Consider the following 22,701-nt stretch of genomic DNA (forward strand, 5'->3'; position numbering starts at 1 on the left):
CTCAGCGACCGCGAACCGCTTGTTCCAGTTCGGCGAAGCTTGGGCGGTGCTTGGGGTACAGCACCTTGCGCCCGAACTCGACCGCCAGCGAAGGTGGCATGCCCGACGCCGAGGCCACCAGCGAAGCCTTGATCGATTCGTAGAGGTTCAGTTCTTCCTTGGCATCGTGCTCCAGGCACTTGGCCAAAGGGCCGAAGAACCCGTAAGCCGCCAGAATACCGAAGAAGGTACCCACCAGCGCCGCACCTACGTGCATGCCGATGGCCGCCTGATCGCCATCGCCCAGCGAGGCCATGGTCACCACGATACCCAGTACCGCCGCAACGATACCGAACCCCGGCATACCGTCGGCGATGCCGGTCACCGCGTGGGACGGGTGCTCCAGCTCTTCCTTCATGCTCAGCAGTTCCATGTCGAACAGGCCCTCGAGCTCGTGCGGGGCCATGTTGCCGGTGGACATGATGCGCAGGTAATCGCAGACGAACGCGGTCATGCGCTCATCGGCCAGTACCGTCGGGTACTTGGCGAAGATCGGGCTGGCAGCGGCGTCCTCGATGTCGGCCTCGATGGCCATCATGCCTTCGCGACGGCTCTTGTTGAGGATTTCGTAAACGAGGCCCAGCACCTCCAGGTAGAAGGCATGGCTGAAGCGTGAGCCGAACATCTTCATCGACTTCTTGATGACGTGCATGGTCATGTGGCCAGGGTTGGCCTGCAGGAATGCACCAAAGGCCGCACCGCCGATGATCAGTACTTCGAACGGCTGGATCAGCGCTGCGATCTTGCCGTGGGAGAGCACGTAGCCGCCGAGCACGCTCGCGAATACGACGATGATGCCGATAATTTTAGCCATAGGTTCAAAGCACTTGCTGTCGTGGTCAGGGTAAGAGACGGGAGCTTTAAAACTCTTCTTCTACTTATCGGCAGAACTGCGCCAGACTATAGCCACTCAATGCGAAAAGCCAGTTCGGACTGATGTCAAAATGCCAATTGAAACCAAGGTGCCCACTCAGGCCCCGCGTACGCTAGAGGCCTGGGTAAAGCTGCTCGAGAGTGTTCGCATCCCCGTGCCGAAGCACAGCTACGACCGGGTCATGGCTGCCATCCACGATAGCCGCCGCTCGCTGCGCGATATCGCCGAACTGATGCAGGATAGCCCGGCACTGGTGCTGTCAGTGATGCGCGAAGCCAATCACCCCACCAATGCCAGCCTCGCCGAACCCGCCGAAAGCCTGGAGGTTGCTCTCAACCGCCTGGGCCTGGAGCGCAGCGAGCAGCTTCTCAAACGCCTGCCGGCGCTGCCCGTGGAGGAAATTCCGCCGGTACTGTGCCAGTTCCAGATGATCAGCCAGCATGCGGCACAGCAAGCCAGCGGACTGTTCGCCAGCCGCCTGGCACGGCTGTGGCAAGAGATTCACTGGGGCAGCCTGCTGTTCCTGTCGCCACTCTGGCCACTGGCACTGGCCTACCCCAAGCTGCTCGACACCTGGGAGCTGCGGGTTATCCACAAAGGTGAAGACGCCGCCCACGTCGAGGAAGAACTGTTTGGCGTGCGCATCATGGCGCTGTGCCAGACCATGGCCGAGTATTGGCGCCTGCCCCAGTGGGTCACCCAGGGTTATCGCCTGCTGCTGGAAGAGCGCGAGCAACTGGCCCAGGTGCTGAATATCGCCCGCGACGAAGACCTGCTCAGCCAGCAACACCGCATGGACGCCGAGCCCGGCCTGCGGCGCTGGTTCAACCAGCCGGCCAATACCGTACTGCTGGCCAACAACCTGGCCCTGGCGGCACAGGTCGGCTGGGACAACCCGCACCTGCTGCGCTGGCAACTACTGACCGCGCTGTACCTGCAAACCTCGCTGGAAGACGTGCAGCAGCAGGTGCACCAGCAGGCGGCCGCCAGCGCCCGCCGCCACGCCCGGCACGCCCTGTTCCACCCGGCCGAGGCCTTGATCTGGCCGTGGCACCAACGCCGCCCTCACCCGGACATGCTGGCCCCGCCACCGCCCAGCAGCGACGACCTGGCACGCTGGCGCACATTGTGCCAGCACCTGCTGGCCCAACCCAGCCCGTTCACCAACGCCGTGCACCTGGCCACCCAGGCCCAAGAAGCCCTGCTGGCCTGCGGCATGCAACGCATCATGCTGCTCAGCCTGGACAAGGCCAGCGACTACCTGCGCGTGCAGCAAATTGCCGGCCTGCCCAAAGAGGCCGGTGCCCTGGCCCTGCAGGTATCGCAGAACAAGCTGCTGCAAAAGCTGCTGAGTCAGGCCGGGCAGCTGCGCATCACACCGGAAAACCACAGCCAGTTCTCGGCGCTGTTGCCCGCCCCGCTGCGCACCTTGTTCCGCAGCGAACATGTACTACTTCGCTCGCTGGCAGCCAACGACCAGGTGCTGATGCTGCTGGTGGCCGACCAGGGCTGCCGGCCTTTGGCCGATATCAGCGTGCAAGCCTTCGGCAAGACCGCGCAATGCATCGAGCGGGCCTTGTCGGTGTTTACCAACCGCAAGGGTTGAGCCTTGCGCTACAATCGCCCCTCTTTCCACACTGGAGACCGTGGATGACCGACTTTTCCGGCCTGCCCCTGGTGATCGAAGCTGCAGACCTGCTGCCACGCCTGGATTCGCCGCAACTGATCCTGGTCGACCTGAGCAGCGCCAACCGCTATGTCAGCGGGCATATCCCCGGCGCGCGCTTTGTCGAAGGCAAGCGCACCCAGCTCGGCCAGCCCCCGGCGCCCGGCCTGCTGCCAGCCCTGGGCGAGCTCGAAAAACTGTTCAGCGAACTCGGCCACCGCGCCGATGCCGTGTATGTGGTGTACGACGATGAAGGCGGCGGCTGGGCCGGGCGCTTCATCTGGCTGCTCGATGTCATCGGCCACAAGCACTACCACTACCTCAATGGCGGTATCCAGGCCTGGCCGGCAGACAAACTGTCCACCGAAGTGCCTGCCATTGGCAACGCCCCGGTGCACCTGCACATAGACAGCGCACCCACTGCCACCCGCGAGTACCTGCAAAGCCGCCTGGGCGCCGATGACCTGGTCATCTGGGACGCACGCGGCCCGCAGGAATTCAGCGGCGAAAAAGTGCTGGCAGCCAAAGGCGGCCACATCCCCGGCGCGATCAACTTCGAGTGGACCGCCGGCATGGATCTCAACGACCACCTGCGCATTCGCCAGGACATCAAACAAGTCCTCGAGCAACTGGGCATCACCCCTGACAAGGAGGTGATCACCCACTGCCAGACCCACCGCCGCTCCGGTTTCACTTACCTGGTGGCCAAGGCCCTCGGCTACCCACGCGTCAAGGCCTACGCCGGCTCGTGGAGTGAATGGGGCAACCACCCGGACACGCCTGTAGAAGTCTAAGGAACCTGCATGAAATCCCGTCTGTTCATCATCAGCCAGTACCTGCTGCCGCACCACCTGCTGTCGCGGCTGGCCGGCTGCATCGCCGAGTGCCGCGTGCGCTGGTTCAAGAACGCCTTCACCGCATGGTTCGCCAAGCGCTACCAGGTCAACATGAGCGAGGCTCTGGTCGAAGACCTGAGTGCTTACGAGCACTTCAATGCGTTCTTCACCCGCGCCCTGAAACCTGGTGCCCGTCCGCTGGACGAAACCCCGGGCGCCATCCTGTGCCCGGCCGACGGTGCGGTCAGCCAGCTCGGTCCGATCGAGCACGGCCGTATCTTCCAGGCCAAAGGCCACGGTTTCAGCGCGCAAGAGCTGCTGGGCGGTGATCCGGCCATGGCCGCGCCGTTCATGGGCGGCGAGTTTGCCACCATCTACCTGTCGCCCAAGGACTACCACCGCGTGCACATGCCGCTGGCCGGCACCCTGCGCGAAATGGTCTATGTGCCGGGCCGCCTGTTCTCGGTCAACCAGACCACCGCAGAGAATGTTCCCGAGCTGTTCGCTCGCAACGAGCGCGTGGTCTGCCTGTTCGATACAGAGCGTGGGCCAATGGCTGTGGTACTGGTCGGCGCGATGATCGTCGCCTCGATCGAAACGGTATGGGCCGGGCTGGTCACGCCGCCCAAACGTGAGCTGAAGACCTTCCGTTACGACGAAGCCAGCCGCACGCCGATCCACCTGGAGAAAGGTGCCGAACTAGGCCGCTTCAAGCTGGGTTCGACCGCCATCGTGCTGTTCGGGCCAGAGCAGGTGAAATGGGCTGAGAGCCTGGGTGCAGGCTCTGCAGTTCGCATGGGGCAGCAGCTGGCGGCGCCTGCGCAGGCTTGATTCGAGCCATATGAAAAGGCCCTGCATATGCAGGGCCTTTTTCGTTGGGCCGCCTTGCGGCCCCGGATTCACGGATCAGCCGCGGGCGTCGCGATCACGCAGGCCCAGCAGGTACAGCACCCCGTCCAGCCCCAAGGTGGAAATCGCCTGCTTGGCCGACTGGCGCACCAGCGGCTTGGCACGAAACGCCACGCCCAACCCAGCCAGCGACAGCATCGGCAGGTCATTGGCGCCATCGCCCACGGCGATGGTCTGCTCCAGTTGCAAGCCTTCGTCGCTGGCCAGCTTCTTCAACAAATCGGCCTTGCGCTGGGCATCGACAATCGGCTCAACAGCCACGCCCGTCACCTTGCCATCGACCACTTCAAGTTCGTTGGCGAACACATAGTCGATACCCAGGCGCGCCTGCACCTGACGAGCGAAATAGGTAAAGCCACCGGACAGAATCGCGGTCTTGTATCCCAGGCGCTTGAGCTCGGCAAACAGGTTCTCGGCACCCTCGGTCAGGCGCAGCGATGCCCCGATCTCGTCCAGCACCCCCACATCCAGGCCCTTGAGCAGTGCCATGCGCTCTTTGAAGCTGGCGCGGAAGTCCAGTTCACCGCGCATGGCGCGCTCGGTGATCGCCGCCACCTGCTCCCCCACACCCGCCGCCTTGGCCAGTTCGTCGATGACTTCGGCCTCGATCAGCGTGGAGTCCATGTCGAACACCGCCAGGCGGCGGTTGCGGCGGAACAGATCGTCCTTCTGGAAGGCGATGTCGACGCTCAGCTCTTCAGCCAGGGCAAAGAAGTCGGCACGCAGGGCCTGGGCATCGCTCGGCACGCCACGCACGGAGATCTCGACGGCTGCCTTGCCCTTGTCGATTTCGGCATCCAGTGCCACCCGGGCCGACAGGCGCTCGATACGCTCGATGGTCAGGCCGTACTGGCTGATCACCGCACTCACCCGCTGCAGCTGCTCGGGTGTGATCTTGCGGCTGAGCAGGGTAACGATGTGTCGCGCTTCGCCATGCCCATCGGCCCAATGCTGGTAGTCCGCCTCGGAAATCGGCGTGTAACGGGCCTGCAGGTTCAGTTCGTGGGCTTTGGCCTGCACGCTTTGCAACAGCGCGGTAGCCACTTCGTTGTCCGGGATGTCGACCAGGATGCCAAACGACAAGGTGCCGTGCATGACCGCCAGGCCGATGTCGAGGATACTCACACCGCCCTGCAGCAGGACGCCGGTGATAGCCGCAGTGAGACCGGGACGGTCCTCACCGGTGATGTTGATCAGGACGATTTCGCGCACAACCTGGCTCCGACTTCGATGAAAAATGCGCATTCTACCGATTTTCCATGACCATCGGGCGCCAACGATACTTTGCCGACAAAACCCGGCTCGCTATACTCCCCCCACTTTCATGCCATTAAGAGCCGAGCTCTGTGAACCGGCCCACGCCAGTCAAACCAGACAATTTCTTCCTGATGATCTATCGCGCCCTGAGTCAACGTCGTGTGCCGCTGGCACTGCGCATCGCCTGCACCAACATTTTCCTGGTGGCGCTGGCGCTGGTGATCTACGCCTGCGTGATGGGCCTGCAGTTCAAGCAGGCCATGCATGAGCAGGCCGATGCCTTGGGCCAGAGCCTGACCACCCAGACTGCAACATCGGCCACCGAGCTGCTGGTGTCCAACGACATCCTCAGTCTCAACGTGCTACTGGGCAACCTGGTTAAAAACCCGCTGGTGGCCCATGCGGCAATCTACAGCGTGGATAACCGTATCCTCGCCGAAGCCGGCCAGCGCCCGCGCAATAGCCTGCTGGGCGAGGCCGAAGGCCTGTACCAGACCAAAATCACGTTCCAGGACGTGACGGCCGGGCAGCTGCGCATAAGCCTGGACATGAGCCAGTTCCAGCAGCCGATGCTGATCAGCCTGCAGAGCATGGGCATTCTGGCCGCCATCCTGCTTACCCTGGCCTTGGCCCTCAGCTTGCGTCAGGGTCGCTTCATCACCCTGCCACTGCTGCAACTGCGGGTATGGCTGCGCGACCCGCAGCCCTATACCCCGGCCACCGACCGCCAGGACGAGATTGGCGACATCGCCCGCCAGCTGCATGCACGCCTGGCCCCGCCTCCGCCCCCGGAGCCGGAGCCCGAGGAAGACGACGACGAGCAGTTCGACGACCTGCACGCAGCGGCCCCGGCACCCAAGGCCGCACCGCGCGCCAAGGTTGCCCTGGAAGACGAGGATGACGACGAAGCCTTCGCCGGCCTGCTGGACGACGACACTGCCCCCAAAGCCGCCGCAGAGGTCGAGTCCGACGAGCCGCAGTACAGCGCTGTGCTTGCCGTGCAGCTGGGCTCGCAGGAGCAACTGCGTCGCCTGCCACGCACACGCCTGGCCGAGCTGACCGAGCGCTACCGTGATTGCCTGGAGCACGCGGCCTCGCTCTACGACGGCGAAACGCACACGCTGAACGACGGCAGCACCCTGGTGCTGTTCCACAGCCGCGAGTGTGGCGAGGACTACCTGACCAACGCCATTTGCTGTGGCGAACTGTTGCGCGCCCTGGGCCACGCCCTGCAGATCGAGGTAGCTGACAGCGGCATTACCCTGCAACTGCAGCTAGGCCTGGTCTTGGGCAACGACCTGCATGGGCTGGAACTGGTTGACCTGTTGATGGCCGAGAAGGTCCAGGATGCCCTGGCACTGTCGCAGCACAGCCGTAACCTGTTGCTGGTAGAGCGGCAGATCAACGATGACGCCCTCATTCGCCAGCGTGCGCGTATTCGCCCGATCGCCAGCCCCGAAGGCGCCTGCTGTGTGGAGCGACTTATGGAGCCCTACCCGTCAATGCTGGAACGGCAACTGGCGCGCATGCATGAGCACCGCGCCTGACAGGTAGACGCGACATCTACAGCGCATGTCTTGAGCCAGGCTGGTTTCCTTGCGATCACCTGCCTGGCGCAAGATCCAGCCAATAGCGCAAACCCGCTCCTACGAAGACCGGCAGATACAAAAAAGCCCGCAGCGAATGCGGGCTTTGTCGTATCTGGCCGTTTGATCAGAACCGATAAACTTCCATATCGGTGCGAATCGGCGAGGCCATCGGGATTTTGGGTTTCTCCGGCCCCTTCTTCACCTGAGTCGGTGCAGCGGGCTTTTTCGGTGCCTCTTCGGCAATCGCCGGCTGGTTGGCCAGCGGCTTCACCGCCGTGCTCAGCTGTTCGGCCAGCTTCTGCAACAGTTGGCCCTGAGCCTGCACCTGCGACGACTCACTGCCCTCGTGCTGCTGCTCGAGGTGGATGATACGGTTGTCACGCACATGGCCACGGCGGTCAAGCAGACGCCACTGGGCATCCAGGATGGCCGGCTGGTTCTTGCCAGAATCCAGGCGTGTGATCGACAACAGCACTTGCACGTCCGGGCTGAAGCCTGCGGTCGCCGGGGCCAGTACTACGCGTTGGCTGTCCAGACGCCAGGCCAGTTGACGCACCAGCAGCTGGTCGATATCCGATGAAAGGCTGCCAGCCCAACGACCGTCGGTCGCCGCGCTCAGGCTGCCATCAGGTTGACGCTGCAGGAATGTCTCACGCTGAAGGTAATCGGCCACCGATACAGGGCCGAGTACCACGGCCATGCCCGCACTCTGCGACGGCTGGCCAGGATCACCACTGTCGAGCTGATACAGGGCAACCGGCTGATGCATGGTGCACCCGCCAAGGCCCAGCAGGCCAGTCATCAACAGCGCAAATGGAAGGCGCAGAAATTTCATCATCCCATCCAGGCGGCTGCCACAAGGCACACCGCAGTGATACATGTAGATTCAAACGGGCACACGGCCACGCCGGCACCGCAAGGGGCATATCATCCGCGAAATAACCGTCCGACTCCAGCATTTCTGCCCGAAACGGCGTTGAAATTGCCGTTCCAGACATTACAACCGGTTATGTCGGCACTTCCACCTGCAACCCATCGACGCGCTGGAACCCGCGTGGCAGCTTGCTGCCGCGCCGACCGCGCTCGCCCTTGTAGTGCTCCAGGTCGTCCGCCTTCAAAGACAGGGTACGCTTGCCGGCCTGCAATACAAGGGTCGCGCCTTCGGGAATCACGGCCAGATCGGTAACAAATTCTTCACGGCTGGCCACCCGGTCACCCGGCACGCCAATGATCTTGTTGCCCTTGCCTTTACCCAGCTGTGGCAAGTCGCTGACCTTGAACACCAGCAGGCGGCCTTCGGTGGTCACCGCCGCCAACCAGTCCTGCTCGCGATCGGCCACCGGGCGCGGGGTCATGACCTTGGCCCCGTTGGGCAAGCTGAGCAGGCCTTTGCCGGCCTTGTTCTTGGCCTGCAGGTCTTCACCCTTGACCACGAAGCCGTAACCGGCATCCGAAGCCACCACGTACAGCGCATCGTCGTCAGGCAACAACACACATTCGAAAGTCGCCCCCGGTGGCGGCGTCAGACGGCCAGTCAGCGGCTCGCCCTGGCCACGCGCCGATGGCAGGCTGTGGGCGGCCAGCGAGTAGCTGCGACCGGTGGAATCGATAAGCACGGCAAACTGGTTTGAACGCCCGGCCGCAGCAGCCTTGAAGCCGTCGCCGGCCTTGTAGGAAAGGCCAGTGGCGTCGATATCGTGGCCCTTGGCGCAGCGCACCCAGCCCTTCTCCGACAGCACCACGGTGACGGGCTCGGTCGGCATAAGCTCGTTTTCCGACAGCGCCTTGGCTTCGGCACGCGCTACGATCGGCGAGCGACGATCATCGCCATAGGTTTCGGCATCCTTGATCAGCTCGCTGCGCACCAGCTTGCGCAGTTTGGCCTCGCTCCCCAGCAAGGCCTGCAGCTTGGCTTGCTCCTTCAGCAACTCATCCTGCTCACCGCGGATCTTCATCTCTTCCAGGCGCGCCAACTGCCGCAGGCGGGTCTCGAGGATGTAGTCGGCCTGTATCTCGGTCAGCTCGAAACGTTCGATCAGGGCCTGCTTGGGATATTCCTCGGTACGGATGATGTGGATCACTTCATCCAGGTTGAGGAATGCAGTGAGCAAACCGTCCAACAGGTGCAGACGCTTCTCGACCTTATCCAGACGATGCTGCAGGCGGCGACGAACGGTATTGGTGCGGAACTCCAGCCACTCCACCAATAGGGTTCGCAGGTTTTTCAACTGCGGCCGGCCGTCCAGGCCGATGATATTCACGTTGACCCGATAGGTGCTTTCCAGGTCGGTGGTAGCGAACAGGTGCTGCATCAGCTCGTCGACATCGACGCGGTTGGATCGCGGGATGATGACAATACGGCACGGGTTCTCGTGGTCCGACTCGTCGCGCAGGTCGGCGACCATCGGCAGCTTCTTGGCCTGCATCTGTGCGGCAATCTGCTCCAGCACTTTGGCCCCGGAGACCTGGTGCGGCAGCGCAGTGACGACGATATCGCCATCCTCGACGCGGTACACGGCACGCATGCGGATCGAGCCGCGGCCGCTTTCGTACATCTTGAGAATTTCAGCCCGCGGCGTGACGATCTCTGCCTCGGTCGGGTAATCCGGCCCCTGAATGTGCTCGCACAACTGCTCGATGGTTGCCTTGGGCTCATCGAGCAGTCGCACACAGGCACTGGCCACCTCTCGCAGGTTGTGCGGCGGTACGTCGGTGGCCATGCCCACGGCGATACCGGTGGTACCGTTGAGCAGGATGTTGGGCAGGCGCGCGGGCAGCACGGCCGGTTCCTGCAACGTGCCATCAAAGTTCGGCACCCAGTCCACGGTGCCCTGGCCGACTTCGCTGAGCAGCACTTCAGCGTAGCGCGACAGCCGCGCCTCGGTGTAGCGCATGGCGGCGAACGACTTCGGATCATCCGGCGCACCCCAGTTGCCCTGGCCATCGACCAGGGTATAGCGGTAGCTGAACGGCTGCGCCATCAGCACCATGGCCTCGTAGCAGGCCAAATCGCCATGGGGATGGAACTTGCCGAGCACGTCACCGACGGTACGTGCCGACTTCTTGTGCTTGGCATCGGCATCGAGCCCCAACTCGCTCATGGCGTAGACGATGCGTCGCTGCACCGGCTTCAGGCCGTCGCCGATATGCGGCAAGGCACGATCCATGATCACGTACATGGAGTAGTTGAGGTAGGCCTGTTCGGTGAAGTCAGCCAGCGAGCGGCGTTCGACGCCGTCCAGGCTGAGTTCCAGTGAGTCGCTCATGCGGGCCTCGTCATTATTTCAGGTTCTGGCGCAGCAGCATGGTGCCACCGCGCTGGGTAAATTCAAGTTGTTGCAGGGCACTCATGCCCAGCAGTACGGTGGACCCATCCAGGCCCGGCACCACGATGGCGCGTACGTTCTGCAGGCGGATATCGCCCAGTTGCAGGCTGGTCAGGCGCGTGCGGTAACCTTCGGTGCGGCCGTTGGCGGTGCTCAGTAGCACCGGGCTACCGCGCTCCAGGCTCAGTTCATGAGCCAACGCCTCCGGGATCGCCACGTCGGTGGCGCCGGTGTCGAGCATGAAGTGCACCACCTGGCCGTTGATGGCACCATCCACCACGAAGTGGCCCTGGCCATTACTCAGCAGGCGCACTTCGATAAAGCCTTGACCATGCTCGGATTGCACCTGGCGGTTGGGGTTACGCTGGCTGTCTTCCCACTGGCCGAAAAAGCGCGTGGCAAGAAACAGCGCCGCCGCCCAGGCGACGATCATCAGTAACTTGCCCGCGCGCTTGCCCGGCGCCTGGCTCATGGTTTGGCGCTCCAGCCGCCTTCCGGTGCGTCGAAGCGCCAGACGACCGGCCGGGTTTCACCGTCGGCACGGGCGCCGTTGTTGTTGTCCAGGCCAATCCAGGCGCCCTTGGCATCGATCACCAGTGCTTCGGCCAGGCCAAACGGCTGCGCGTAGCGCCGTGACTCGACCAGCGCATCAGCAGCGAACGACCAGCAACGCTCGACCTTGCCACTGTCGATATCACGTCGGCACACCCGGTAGGCGTTACGTTCGAGGGTAAACAGCTTGCCTTCGAACCAGGCCAGGTCAGCGAAGTCGCGCGACAGGGCCCTGGCATTGGGCATCTGCGCGGGTTGCATTTCGACCCCCGCCTCGCTCAGCAGCACGCAACCACGCCCGCAGGTCCAGACCGACTGCTGGCGCTCGATGGCCACCAGGCCACGGCGCTCACGCTCGGCAGCCAGCCACAGGCGGTCACCCGCCGGGTTGATCGCCAAACCTTCGAACAGGGCATTGAAGTTCAGCAGCATGCCGCTTGCCCGGGCCTGGCGCACCATGGCCGAGTCGATCCGCAACCAGTCCGGCTCGCCTTCCAGCGGCAATTGCAGCACCGCGGCATGCGCCTCGCTGACCAGATAGAGGTTACCCGCCTGATCACAGGTGATACCTTCGAAATCCAGCTCGCCACCGCGAATGTACGATGCCGCCCAGTTGCGCGACTTCAACCCCCATGGCAGGCCGCTTTCCGGGACAGCCGGCGGGGTGAAGGTAAGCGGCTGCGCGCGCCAGGTGGGGTTCTGCTGATCGAAGCGGTAGATACGGTCGTCGTCACGATCGGACACGCCCCACAACCCGCCCCGGCATTCCACCAGCCCCGACAGGTTGCCACCGCGCATACCGTCGATCGGGTGCTCGGCTGTCATCTTCAGCTCTGGCCAGTTGCCCGCCAGGCAAGGCAGGGCAACCAGCGCCAGGCAAACGGCAAGTACTTGCCGAATCAAACCATGACCTCGGCCAGGTTGCCTTTGGTTTCCAGCCAACTCTTGCGGTCACCGGCGCGCTTCTTGGCCAGCAGCTTGTCCATCAGCTCGCAGGTGGCCTCTACGTCGTCCAGGGTCAGCTGCACCAGGCGCCGGGTGTTCGGGTCCATGGTGGTTTCGCGCAACTGCGGCGGGTTCATCTCGCCCAGGCCCTTGAAGCGTGTTACCTGCGGCTTGCCGCGCTTCTTCTCGGCCACCAGGCGGTCGAGGATGCCGTCACGCTCGGCTTCGTCGAGGGCGTAGTAGATTTCCTTGCCCAGGTCGATGCGGTACAGGGGCGGCATGGCCACGTAAACATGCCCAGCCTCGACCAGTGTCCGGAAGTGTTGAACGAACAGCGCACACAGCAATGTGGCGATGTGCAGACCATCGGAGTCAGCGTCGGCGAGGATGCAGATCTTGCCATAGCGCAGCTGCGCAAGGTCGGTTGCACCCGGATCGACGCCAATGGCCACGGCAATGTTGTGCACTTCCTGGCTGGCCAGGACTTCGCCCCCGTCCACTTCCCAGGTGTTGAGGATCTTGCCGCGCAGCGGCAGGATGGCCTGGAATTCCTTGTCCCGCGCCTGCTTGGCCGAACCACCGGCCGAGTCACCCTCGACGAGGAACAACTCGGCACGCATCGGGTCCTGGCCTGCACAATCGGCCAGCTTGCCGGGCAATGCCGGGCCCTGGGTGATGCGCTTGCGCTCGACCTTCTTGCTGGCCTTGAGGCGGCGACCGGCGTTGCTGATGGCGAGTTCTGCCAGTTGCATGCCCAGCTCGGGGTGGGCGTTGAGCCACAGGCTGAAAGCATCCTTGACCACACCGGAGACGAACGCGGCCGCCTCGCGTGATGACAGGCGCTCTTTGGTCTGCCCGGAGAACTGCGGGTCCTGCATCTTCATCGACAGTACGAAGGTGATGCGCTCCCAAACGTCTTCCGGCGCCAGCTTTACCCCGCGTGGCAGCAAGTTGCGGAACTCGCAAAACTCACGCATGGCATCCAGCAGGCCCTGGCGCAGGCCGTTGACGTGGGTGCCGCCCTGGGCGGTGGGGATCAGGTTGACGTAGCTTTCCTGAATGCTGTCGCCGCCTTCGGGCAGCCACAGCAAAGCCCAGTCAACCGCTTCCTTGTTACCCGCCAGGCTGCCACAGAACGGCTCGTCGGGCAGGCGCTGGAATTCGTTGACCGAGTCGACCAGGTAGGAGCGCAGACCATCCTCATAGTGCCATTCCACCTTTTCGCCGCTGGCCTTGTCCTCGAAACTGACCAGCAGCCCCGGGCACAGTACCGCCTTGGCCTTGAGCACGTGCTTGAGGCGGCTGATGGAGAACTTGGGCGAATCGAAGTACTTCGGGTCAGGGCTGAAGTACACGCTGGTGCCGGTGTTGCGCTTGCCGACCGAGCCGACCACTTCCAGCTCGCTGGCCTTGAAGCCATCGGCAAAGGTCATCTGGTATTCATTGCCGTCACGTTTGACGCGCACGCGCACCTGGGTCGACAAGGCATTGACCACCGAGATGCCCACCCCGTGCAAGCCGCCGGAAAACTGATAGTTCTTGTTGGAGAACTTACCGCCGGCGTGCAGCTTGGTAAGGATCAGCTCGACCCCGGACACGCCCTCTTCCGGATGGATGTCCACCGGCATGCCGCGGCCGTCGTCGCTGACTTCCAGCGAATGGTCGGCATGCAGGATGACCTGCACCGAACGCGCGTGGCCGGCCAGTGCTTCGTCGACACTGTTGTCGATGACTTCCTGGGCCAGGTGGTTGGGGCGGCTGGTATCGGTGTACATGCCCGGCCGCTTGCGGACCGGATCAAGGCCCGAGAGGACTTCGATGGCGTCTGCGTTATAGGCGCTAGCGCTGGGATTGGCCATAGGGTCTCGTCGTCAGTCTGGTGAATGCAAAAAAGTCAAAATACAGAAAAATCGAGCGCCGCATACTGCCCACGGGCAATGCCGGCGAACGCCAGCAGTGCCGGCAGGCGCTCGGCGAAGCCCTGGAAGCTGTGGTCGCCACCGGCCTGGATACGCAGGGCACAAGCACGGTAATAGCGCTCGGCGTGTCGATAGTCCAGGGTTTCATCGGCGGTCTGCAGCCACACTTGATAGCGGTCGGCATCGGCCGGGGCCGCGACTTCCAGCTCGGCCAGGGCCTGCACGTGATCGTGGGTCAGCTCCCAGGTTTCACCGCTGTAATGATTGCGCTGGGTGCCCAGGTAACCGTCGAAATGCTTGTGCGGGGTTACCGCCGGGTTGACCAGCAGGGCCTTGAGGCCATGGCGCTCGGCCAGATGGGTGGCATAGTAGCCGCCGAGCGAACTGCCCACCAGCAGTGGCGCACCCAGTTCGGCGATGGCCGCTTCGAGCTGGACCATGGCTTGCCGTGGATGGTGGTGCAGGGCCGGCACTCGCAACTGGTCGGCCAGGCCGAGCTGCTGCATGACTGCCTCCAGCTGACGCGCCTTGGTCGAAAGCGGCGAGCTGTTGAAGCCATGGATATAGAGGATGGAACCCGACATGCTGCCCCCGGAATCTGTGGCTTCGCGCCTGGTAATGCGGGCGCAGGGACGCGCAGTGTAGCGCGTTCGCCGGGTTTTGACGCAGTGCCACGGATTTCGCAATACATTTCCGGCAGGCTGACGTGGCCTGCTCAATACCCTGGGCTGTCGAAGTCGAGCTGCACCTCGAAATCCAGCGCCCGCTCCACCCCGGTCTCCAGCCGCCCGTCGGCATGCAGGCGCAACCAGCGGTACCCCGGATGCTCTTCGCTCACCTGGAAGTCTTCGCTGCGCGCCGCGAACTGAATGCAGGTCGACGGCGTGGCCAACAGGCGCCGCCCCTCTCGAACCTCATCCCATTCCTGATGCACATGCCCCCATAGCAAAGCCCGTACCTGTGGATATCCTTCAACGATATCGAACAGCGCCTGGGCATTGCGCAAGCCGATCGGCGCGATCCAGGCGCAGCCGATGTCCACTGGCTGATGGTGGAAGCACACCAGGCAATGCCGCTCGCCGGCCTCTTTCAAGGCGGCTTCCAGTACGGCCAGCTGGTCATCTTGCAGAAACCCGTGGGTAGCACCCTGCACGGCGGTGTTGAGCATGACCACCCGCCACGCGCCGATATCAGTCACCGCCTGCACCAGTTCAGGCGCCACCTGCGCCATCACCTGAGCCTCGTCATGGTTGCCCGGCAGCCAGCGAGTGGGTACGGCAAACGGTGCGGTCAGCTCCCGAAACGCTTCATAGGATGCCACGCTGGCATCCTGGGACAGGTCGCCCGTGCACAGCAGCAAGTCGACAAGCGGCTGCTCGCGCCGCACCTGGGCCAACACGTGGCGCAGGCTGTCTCGGGTCTTGAGGCCCAGCATGCTGCCAGCCGGGTCGGCGAACAGGTGGGCATCGGTCAGTTGCACCACATGCACGGGGCGGGATTGGTCTGGCGGCGACAACGGCCATCTCCTCGAATGGATTCAGCGGGAATTATGGCTGTGCGACGGTGACGAGCAAACACCCGCAACCGACTCACGTCACAATTCAGCGAACACTTGCCAGTTCGTGGCCGCAGGCCAGGCAGTGGCTGAGCCATTCACCCAGGAACAGGTTGAGCTGGGCCTTTTCGTCCGGCTGGTGCATGGCATCGTTCGGATACGGGTAGATGCTGCGCAGGCGCCGGGTGTGTTCGGCGCTGACCACTTCGGCCATGCGCGCATCGTGATACACCTGCACTTCCAGGTGTGGCACTGGCAACCACGGCAGGCTGTGTTCCTGGCGCACATGCAGGGTGGTGGTATACGGGCAGGCCAGCACCACGTCGAGCACCAGCACGCCAAGCATCTGGTCACCCTGGGTCATGCCGATGCGGCGCGAGCTCTGGGTGGTGCGCATGTCGGGCAACAAGCGCATCAGCCGGGCATAGTTGGCCTCGCAGGCTGCCTGCAGCCCGACCAGGTCAACTCGATAGCGCTCGCGCAGCAGGTTCACTTCCACATACCTCTTACTTCGTCACGGTTCAGCGCCAGCCATTGCAGGCCAATGATGGTGGCCGCATTGCAGATGCGCCCGTCGCGCACCGCCTGCAGGGCATCCTCGAACGCCCACACGCGTACGCGAATGTCTTCGCCCTCTTCCTCCAGGCCATGCAGCCCTCCCGCGCCCTCGCTGCTGCAACGGCCGAGGAACAGATGAACGTATTCGTCACTGCCGCCAGGCGACGGGAAGTAGCGGGTCATCGGCCACAGGGCGCTGAAGGTCAGGCCGGCTTCTTCTTCAGCCTCGCGATGGGCGACTTCCTCGGGCTGCTCGTCTTTGTCGATCAGCCCGGCAACCATCTCGATCAGCCAGGGGTTGGCGACCTTGTCCAGGGCGCCCACGCGGAACTGTTCGATCAGCACCACTTCATCGCGCGCTGGGTCGTACGGCAGCACGCATACCGCATCGTGGCGCACAAACAGTTCGCGACTGATCTCGCGCCCCATGCCCCCGGCAAATAGCTCGTGGCGCAGGCGTAACTTGTCGAGCTTGTAAAAGCCCTGGAAGCAATTGGCCCGCTCGATGATTTCGAAGCCCTTGGGCACAGCGTTCAACGCGTCTGACATGGAAATCCTCATTACCTCGAATACTGCTTCGCGCCATCCTACTCCGCACGCCTGTTGGTTTCACCCCTTTCCAGCAACCGCTGGCGCACTCGGGACAGCAGACCTTCACTCTGTTAGCTTAGTGGCGAACTGAAGGCCGCGCAGACGGTCAAAGGCCGACTTTTCCCTGTTCTGCAAGGATCATCATGACACTTGTCAAACTGACTTCCGTGGCCGTGCTGGCACTCGCTCTGGGCGCCTGCCAGAGCCTGTTCACGCCCAACTACCGGGCCCCGCTCGAGGTCAAGCGCGACGCCTGGGAGCATGTCAAACCCGGCTGCAGCGAGAGCGACTGCCCGCTGGTGAACATCGACATGATCCACTTCCCGGCCCTGCCCAAGCTCGACGGCATCGTCGAAAAACGCCTGCTGCAACTGACCGAAGACAATCAGCATGGCACCGCACCAGCCACCCTGCAGGCCTACGAACAGCAATATCTGGCCAGTGCCGACAAACGTAACAGCAGCTACTTGCAAGCCAAGGTACGCGAGCAGCATGACGGACTGGTGATCATCGAGTTGTCCAGCTACCTGGACAGCGGTGGCGCCCACGGCATGCCCGGGCGCGGCTTCATCAACTATTCACGCAAACTGGACAAGGTGCTGACCCTGCAGGACATGCTGGTGCCCGGCCAGGAAGACACCTTCTGGAAAACCGTCGAAGAATCGCACCGTGCCTGGCTGATGAGCGTGGGAATGGACAAGGATGCCGAGTTCGTCAAGACCTGGCCGTTCAAGAAATCGCCGCACGTCGCCCTGACGTACGGCGCGGTAGTGGTCAAGTATGAGGTCTATGCCATCGCGCCCTATTCCATGGGCCACGTGGAACTGAAGATCCCCTACCCGCGCCTGAATGGCGTACTCAAGCCTGAACTGTTTCCCGGCCGCGGCTGAGGCTTAGCAGCCCATGCAGCACGCCTGCCAGCAGCAATGCGGGCAGGGTGGCGCCCAGTTCGGGCGCCTTGGCGGCAATCAGGTGATAGGCCACCACTCCGGTAAACCAGGCCACCAACGCCTGCCAGTGCAAGCCATTGACCTGTGCTGGCAGACGGCGTCGACGGACCACGTAGTGGTCCATCAGCACCACGCCGAACAGCGGTGCGAACACCGAACCGATCAGCAACAGGAAGTTTTCGTACTGTGCCAGTGGCGCCAACAGGGCGATCAGGGTGCACAACACGCCGATGGCCAACGCCAGGTGCTCGACCTTCAGCGGTAGCAGCACACCGGTGGAAACCGCCGCCGAGTGGATGTCGGCGAAGGCCTTTTCCGACTCGTCCAGCAGAATAAGCAGCAGCGGAATCCCCATGCCGGCGCCCGCCAGGGCCAGCAGCAAGGCATTGACTTCGCCACTGGCGGCGAACGCCAGCGTGTACGCCACGCCCAGGCTCATCAGCCAGGTGTTGCCGATGAAGTAGCCCACTACCGTACCGCCGAACACATGCCTGCCATTGCGGGCAAAGCGCGAGTAGTCCGCGATCAGCGGCAGCCAGGACAGCGGCATGGCGATGACGATATCGAAGCCAACCGCCAGCGACATCGAACCATCCCCGGCACGGTTCCACAGCTCCGCCAGGTCGGCCTTGGCGAACAGGTTCCAGGTCAGCCACAGGCAAGCGCCCAGCAACAACCAGATGCCCCAGGCGCGCAGTACCTTGCGCACGAAGGCCAGTGGCCCGCTGACAGCCAGCAGGGTGGCCAGGGCACCGAAGCACAGCGTCCAGAGCATGGGGCTGTTCCAGGCACTTTCCTCACCGAACGCTCGCGCACCCAGCAAGCTGGCAGCATCGCGCATGACGATAATCTCGAAAGCGCCCCAACCCACCAGTTGCAGCAAGTTGAGCAGCGCCGGCAAGCGCGCGCCATGGCTGCCCAGGCTGAGTTTCAGGGTGCCCATGGCGGACAGGCCGGTGTCGCTGCCGATAACCCCCGCCGCACCCAGCAACAGCACACCGACACCGGTGCCCAGGGCGATGGCCAGCACGGCGCCAGCAAGGCCTAGGCCTGGCGCCAGCATGGCGCCGACCTGCAGCACCATCAGGCCGATGCCGAGGGAAAACCACAGTGAAAACAGGTCGCGAGCACCGAAAATGCGCTGCTGGATGGGGATTGGATGGTCGGGAGAGAACTGGCTGGGTGATGTCATGGTCATGTCCGCAGGAGTGATGTTAAGTGGCATACACCACCCTGTGGGAGCGGGCTTGCCCGCGAACACCGGCAAAGCCGGTGCCATGCACCGCAGTGCTTGCTTCGCGGGCAAGCCCGCTCCCACAGGGTAAGGTGCTGCGGTTTAGACTTTGTGGTACAGCTGGCTGCCTTCCTGGCGGAACCGCTCGGCCTGCTCACGCATGCCTTGCTCGACCGTCACATCCACGGCCTCGATCTTGGCAGCGTACTCACGCACTTCCTGGGTGATCTTCATCGAGCAGAACTTCGGCCCGCACATTGAGCAGAAGTGCGCGACCTTGGCCGATTCCTTCGGCAGGGTCTCGTCGTGGAAAGCACGGGCGGTGTCCGGGTCGAGGCCCAGGTTGAACTGGTCTTCCCAACGGAACTCGAAACGCGCCTTGGACAGGGCATTGTCGCGAATCTGTGCACCCGGGTGGCCCTTGGCAAGGTCGGCGGCATGCGCGGCGATCTTGTAGGTGATGATGCCGGTCTTGACGTCGTCCTTGTTCGGCAGGCCCAGGTGCTCCTTCGGCGTGACGTAGCAGAGCATGGCGCAACCGAACCAGCCGATCATTGCCGCACCAATGCCCGAGGTGATGTGGTCGTAACCCGGCGCGATGTCGGTGGTCAGTGGGCCGAGGGTGTAGAACGGCGCCTCGTCGCAGCACTCCAGCTGCTTGTCCATGTTCTCTTTGATCAATTGCATCGGCACGTGGCCGGGGCCTTCGATCATGCATTGCACGTCGTGCTTCCAGGCAATCTTGGTCAGCTCGCCGAGGGTTTCCAGCTCACCGAATTGCGCGGCGTCGTTGGCGTCGGCAATCGAGCCAGGGCGCAGGCCGTCGCCCAGCGAGAAGCTGACGTCGTAGGCCTTCATGATTTCGCAGATTTCGTCGAAGTGGGTGTACAGGAAGTTTTCCTTGTGGTGCGCCAGGCACCACTTGGCCATGATCGAGCCACCGCGGCTGACGATGCCGGTGACCCGCTTGGCGGTCAGGGGCACATAGCGCAGCAACACACCGGCGTGAATGGTGAAGTAGTCCACGCCCTGTTCGGCCTGCTCGATCAGGGTGTCGCGGAACAGTTCCCAGGTCAGGTCCTCTGCCACGCCGTTGACCTTTTCCAGGGCCTGGTAGATCGGCACGGTACCGATCGGCACCGGCGAGTTGCGAATGATCCACTCGCGGGTTTCGTGGATGTGCTTGCCGGTGGACAGGTCCATGACCGTGTCCGAGCCCCAGCGGATGCCCCAGGTCAGCTTGGCCACCTCTTCCTCGATCGAGGAACCCAGGGCGCTGTTGCCGATGTTGCCGTTGATCTTCACTAGGAAGTTGCGGCCGATGATCATCGGCTCTACTTCCGGGTGGTTGATGTTGGCCGGAATGATCGCGCGGCCACGGGCGATTTCCTGGCGGACGAATTCAGGGGTGATTTCTTTCGGGATGTTGGCACCGAAGCTGTGGCCGGCATGTTGCTCATTCAGCAGGCCGGCAGCGCGGGCCTCCTGTAGCTTCATGTTTTCGCGGATGGCCACGTATTCCATTTCGGCGGTGATGATGCCCTGACGGGCATAGTGCATCTGCGAGACGTTGGCGCCGGCCTTGGCCCGGCGCGGGTTGCGCACATGGGCAAAACGCAGCTTGGCCAGCTCTGCATCGTTCAGGCGCTGCTGACCGAAGTCGGAGCTCAGGCCTTCCAGGCGCTCGGTGTCACCGCGGGCTTCGATCCACGCCGAACGCACATCGGGCAGGCCTTTGCGCACGTCGATGATCACGTCGGGGTCGGTGTACGGGCCAGACGTGTCATACACCAGCACCGGGGCGTTGGACTCGCCGCCGAAATCGGTCGGGGTGTCATCCAGGCTGATTTCACGCATGGGGACACGGATGTCCGGGCGCGAGCCTTCGACATACACCTTGCGCGAACGCGGGAACGGTTGCACGGACTGCTGATCGACTTGTGCCGATTCGCTGAGGTTGATCGCTTTTTCTTGTTTGGTCATCACAGGCTCTCCTGACGGCTTCCTAGCAGTGGAATGTCGGGGTGAACCTGAAACGCGCGGACGCACCCTCTTTGGGTGCAGTGCCGGACATGGGGGTGCCTGAAGCTGTATGCAGCTGTGACAATCCCGGACCTGGCACAAGAGGCTCCCCGGGAAGGCGAGCAATCTTGTTCCCTACGCAGGCGCTAACCTGATCAGGTTCAACGGGATCCGCACCTCTGCGATCTCAGCCTTTGCTTCAAGGCACCCCGACAAGAACATGCGCAGTCTAGACTGGAGTGGTCAGCAAAGCCAAGCAGGTAAATGCGCGGATGATGAAAGGCACACCGAGCGATTGTTGCCGGGTGCGCATGGCACTACACTGGCCCATCGCTCGATACTCAACAGTTCAGTAATTAAATTTCGTACAAGGATTGCCTCTATGCTGCGCAAACTCTCACTGGCGATAGCCGTGTCTTGTGCGTCCAACGGAGTGGTCTGGGCAGCGGACGTGCCCTCGACAGTCAAAACCGATCTGGTCAGCGTCTACCAGGAAGCAGTGGACAACAACGCCGACCTGGCTGCAGCCCGCGCCGATTACGGGGCGCGCCGCGAAGTGGTGCCGCAGGCCCGCGCCGGGTTGCTGCCAAACCTGTCGGCCGGTGCCGAGATGATGAACACCCGCACCAAGCTGGACGAGCCATCCATCACGTCCAATCGCAGCGGCAACTCCTGGAGCGCGACCCTGGCTCAGCCGATCTTCCGCGCTGATCGCTGGTTCCAGTTGCAAGCCGCCGAAGCAGTCAACGAACAGGCAGCCCTGGAGCTGTCGGCGACCGAGCAAAACCTGATCCTGCAAACCGCGCAAAACTACTTCGCCGTCCTCCGCGCCCAGGACAACCTGGCCGCCACCAAGGCAGAAGAAGCCGCCTTCAAGCGCCAGCTGGATCAGTCCAACGAGCGTTTCGACGTGGGCCTTTCGGACAAGACCGACGTGCTGCAATCCCAAGCCAGTTATGACACTGCACGGGCCAACCGGATCATCGCCGAACGCCAGGTGCAGGATGCCTTCGAGGCCCTGGTGACCCTGACCAACCGTGAGTACACCTCTATCCAGGGCGTGGTACATAGCCTGCCGGTACAAGTGCCAACGCCCAACGATGCCAAAGCCTGGGTCGAAACCGCCGGGCGCCAGAACCTCAACCTGCTGGCCACCAACTACGCGGTTTCTGCCGCAGAAGAGACCCTGCGTCAGCGCAAGGCCGGGCATGCACCGACCCTGGACGCCGTGGCCAAGTACCAGAAGGGTGACAACGACAGCCTTGGCTTCACCAACCCATCGCAACTGGGGGTGCGCTACAGCGGCGACGTCGAGCAGACCAGCGTTGGCCTGCAACTGAACATACCGATCTACAGCGGCGGCCTGACCAGCTCGCAGGTACGCGAGGCTTACCAGCGCCTGAGCCAGAGCGAGCAGCAGCGTGAAAGCCTGCGCCGCCAGGTCGTGGAAAACACCCGCAACCTGCACCGCGCAGTGAACACCGATGTGGAACAGGTACAGGCGCGCAAACAGTCGATCATTTCCAACCAGAGCGCGCTGGAAGCCACCGAAATCGGCTACCAGGTCGGTACCCGCAACATCGTCGACGTGCTTGATGCCCAGCGCCAGCTGTACACCTCGGTGCGCGACTACAACAATAGCCGTTACGACTACATTCTCGACAACCTGAGCCTGAAGCAGGCAGCCGGCACCCTGAGCCCGCAAGACCTGCAGGACCTGAAGCGCTACCTGAAACCTGACTACAACCCGGACAAGGACTTCCTGCCGCCGGACCTGGCGGCAGCAGCGGCCAAGAACTTCGAGCGCAGGCCTTGAGATAGGGGCTGGACTCTTCGCGGGCTTGCCCGCTCCCACACGGTGCCAGGCCTGAAGGCATGA

19 protein-coding genes and 1 riboswitch are annotated in these 22,701 nt (G+C 63.1%); of the genes, 6 read left to right on the plus strand and 13 right to left on the minus strand.

What is annotated here, in order from left to right:
* Nucleotide 1: 1 nt before the first annotated feature.
* Entirely contained in the window at nucleotides 2–853 is an 852-nt protein-coding gene (gene motA, locus LU682_RS26740; RefSeq protein ID WP_003249507.1) for a flagellar motor stator protein MotA, read from the minus strand.
* A 130-nt stretch (nucleotides 854–983) separates the two neighbouring features.
* Between motA and LU682_RS26745 the strand changes: the two genes are divergently transcribed.
* From LU682_RS26745 to asd, 3 genes are read left to right on the plus strand one after another with little or no spacing between them, the layout of a single operon-like run.
* The gene (locus LU682_RS26745; RefSeq protein WP_010955488.1) at nucleotides 984–2,519 is read left to right on the plus strand and encodes an HDOD domain-containing protein; all 1,536 of its coding nucleotides are present in this window, start codon (nucleotides 984–986) and stop codon (nucleotides 2,517–2,519) included.
* 44 nt (nucleotides 2,520–2,563) lie between these two features.
* Nucleotides 2,564–3,373 (plus strand): rhodanese-like domain-containing protein, encoded by an 810-nt coding sequence (locus tag LU682_RS26750; protein WP_010955489.1) that lies wholly within the window; start codon nucleotides 2,564–2,566, stop codon nucleotides 3,371–3,373.
* A 9-nt stretch (nucleotides 3,374–3,382) separates the two neighbouring features.
* Nucleotides 3,383–4,246, plus strand: coding sequence for an archaetidylserine decarboxylase (asd, locus tag LU682_RS26755; protein ID WP_010955490.1), 864 nt, complete (start codon nucleotides 3,383–3,385; stop codon nucleotides 4,244–4,246).
* Nucleotides 4,247–4,321: 75 nt separating this feature from the next.
* Here asd and serB read toward each other — a convergent pair whose 3' ends face one another.
* Nucleotides 4,322–5,536, minus strand: coding sequence for a phosphoserine phosphatase SerB (gene serB / locus LU682_RS26760; RefSeq protein WP_019437570.1), 1,215 nt, complete (start codon nucleotides 5,534–5,536; stop codon nucleotides 4,322–4,324).
* Nucleotides 5,537–5,670: 134 nt separating this feature from the next.
* Here serB and LU682_RS26765 point away from each other — a divergent pair, with 134 nt between their 5' ends.
* The gene (locus LU682_RS26765) at nucleotides 5,671–7,128 is read left to right on the plus strand and encodes an AhpA/YtjB family protein (protein ID WP_010955492.1); all 1,458 of its coding nucleotides are present in this window, start codon (nucleotides 5,671–5,673) and stop codon (nucleotides 7,126–7,128) included.
* 166 nt (nucleotides 7,129–7,294) lie between these two features.
* On the opposite strand, the gene LU682_RS26770 is transcribed toward LU682_RS26765, so the two are convergent.
* From LU682_RS26770 to LU682_RS26810, 9 genes are all read right to left on the minus strand, one after another.
* A complete protein-coding gene (locus LU682_RS26770) occupies nucleotides 7,295–8,005 on the minus strand; it encodes a PqiC family protein (protein ID WP_019437569.1) in 711 nt (236 codons plus the stop codon).
* A gap of 172 nt (nucleotides 8,006–8,177) precedes the next feature.
* The gene (gene parC / locus LU682_RS26775) at nucleotides 8,178–10,436 is read right to left on the minus strand and encodes a DNA topoisomerase IV subunit A (protein WP_060494784.1); all 2,259 of its coding nucleotides are present in this window, start codon (nucleotides 10,434–10,436) and stop codon (nucleotides 8,178–8,180) included.
* Nucleotides 10,437–10,449: 13 nt separating this feature from the next.
* On the minus strand, nucleotides 10,450–10,968 hold the full coding sequence (locus LU682_RS26780; protein ID WP_010955495.1) for a retropepsin-like aspartic protease family protein: 519 nt from the start codon (nucleotides 10,966–10,968) through the stop codon (nucleotides 10,450–10,452).
* Entirely contained in the window at nucleotides 10,965–11,951 is a 987-nt protein-coding gene (locus tag LU682_RS26785; RefSeq protein WP_049587466.1) for an esterase-like activity of phytase family protein, read from the minus strand. The genes LU682_RS26780 and LU682_RS26785 overlap by 4 nt, the downstream gene beginning before the upstream one ends.
* Complete coding sequence (parE, locus tag LU682_RS26790) at nucleotides 11,948–13,852, minus strand: DNA topoisomerase IV subunit B (RefSeq protein WP_010955497.1); 1,905 nt, start codon at nucleotides 13,850–13,852, stop codon at nucleotides 11,948–11,950. The genes LU682_RS26785 and parE overlap by 4 nt, the downstream gene beginning before the upstream one ends.
* Before the next feature lie 35 nt (nucleotides 13,853–13,887).
* Entirely contained in the window at nucleotides 13,888–14,496 is a 609-nt protein-coding gene (locus LU682_RS26795; RefSeq protein ID WP_003249484.1) for a YqiA/YcfP family alpha/beta fold hydrolase, read from the minus strand.
* A gap of 131 nt (nucleotides 14,497–14,627) precedes the next feature.
* Nucleotides 14,628–15,428, minus strand: coding sequence for a 3',5'-cyclic-AMP phosphodiesterase (cpdA, locus tag LU682_RS26800; protein WP_010955499.1), 801 nt, complete (start codon nucleotides 15,426–15,428; stop codon nucleotides 14,628–14,630).
* An 85-nt stretch (nucleotides 15,429–15,513) separates the two neighbouring features.
* The gene (locus LU682_RS26805) at nucleotides 15,514–15,966 is read right to left on the minus strand and encodes a DUF1249 domain-containing protein (protein WP_003249480.1); all 453 of its coding nucleotides are present in this window, start codon (nucleotides 15,964–15,966) and stop codon (nucleotides 15,514–15,516) included.
* On the minus strand, nucleotides 15,957–16,574 hold the full coding sequence (locus LU682_RS26810; RefSeq protein ID WP_003249478.1) for an NUDIX domain-containing protein: 618 nt from the start codon (nucleotides 16,572–16,574) through the stop codon (nucleotides 15,957–15,959). Before LU682_RS26810 ends, LU682_RS26805 begins: the two co-directional genes overlap by 10 nt.
* Nucleotides 16,575–16,759: 185 nt before the next feature.
* Between LU682_RS26810 and LU682_RS26815 the strand changes: the two genes are divergently transcribed.
* Nucleotides 16,760–17,506, plus strand: a complete 747-nt coding sequence (locus LU682_RS26815) for an RsiV family protein (RefSeq protein ID WP_003249476.1) — start codon at nucleotides 16,760–16,762, stop codon at nucleotides 17,504–17,506.
* Here LU682_RS26815 and cytX read toward each other — a convergent pair.
* Entirely contained in the window at nucleotides 17,475–18,758 is a 1,284-nt protein-coding gene (gene cytX, locus LU682_RS26820; protein WP_010955501.1) for a putative hydroxymethylpyrimidine transporter CytX, read from the minus strand. The two genes, LU682_RS26815 and cytX, sit on opposite strands and share 32 nt — an antisense overlap.
* A 144-nt stretch (nucleotides 18,759–18,902) precedes the next feature.
* The gene (gene thiC / locus LU682_RS26825; RefSeq protein ID WP_010955502.1) at nucleotides 18,903–20,783 is read right to left on the minus strand and encodes a phosphomethylpyrimidine synthase ThiC; all 1,881 of its coding nucleotides are present in this window, start codon (nucleotides 20,781–20,783) and stop codon (nucleotides 18,903–18,905) included.
* A 154-nt stretch (nucleotides 20,784–20,937) separates the two neighbouring features.
* Nucleotides 20,938–21,044: riboswitch (TPP riboswitch) on the minus strand.
* Between the two features lie 160 nt (nucleotides 21,045–21,204).
* On the opposite strand from thiC, the gene LU682_RS26830 reads away from it, so the two are divergent.
* Nucleotides 21,205–22,638: a TolC family outer membrane protein gene (locus LU682_RS26830; protein WP_010955503.1), complete on the plus strand. Its 1,434-nt coding sequence runs from the start codon at nucleotides 21,205–21,207 to the stop codon at nucleotides 22,636–22,638.
* The last annotated feature ends 63 nt before the right edge of the window (nucleotides 22,639–22,701 follow it).

It is taken from the genome of Pseudomonas alloputida, from assembly GCF_021283545.2.
Classification (GTDB): domain Bacteria; phylum Pseudomonadota; class Gammaproteobacteria; order Pseudomonadales; family Pseudomonadaceae; genus Aquipseudomonas; species Aquipseudomonas alloputida.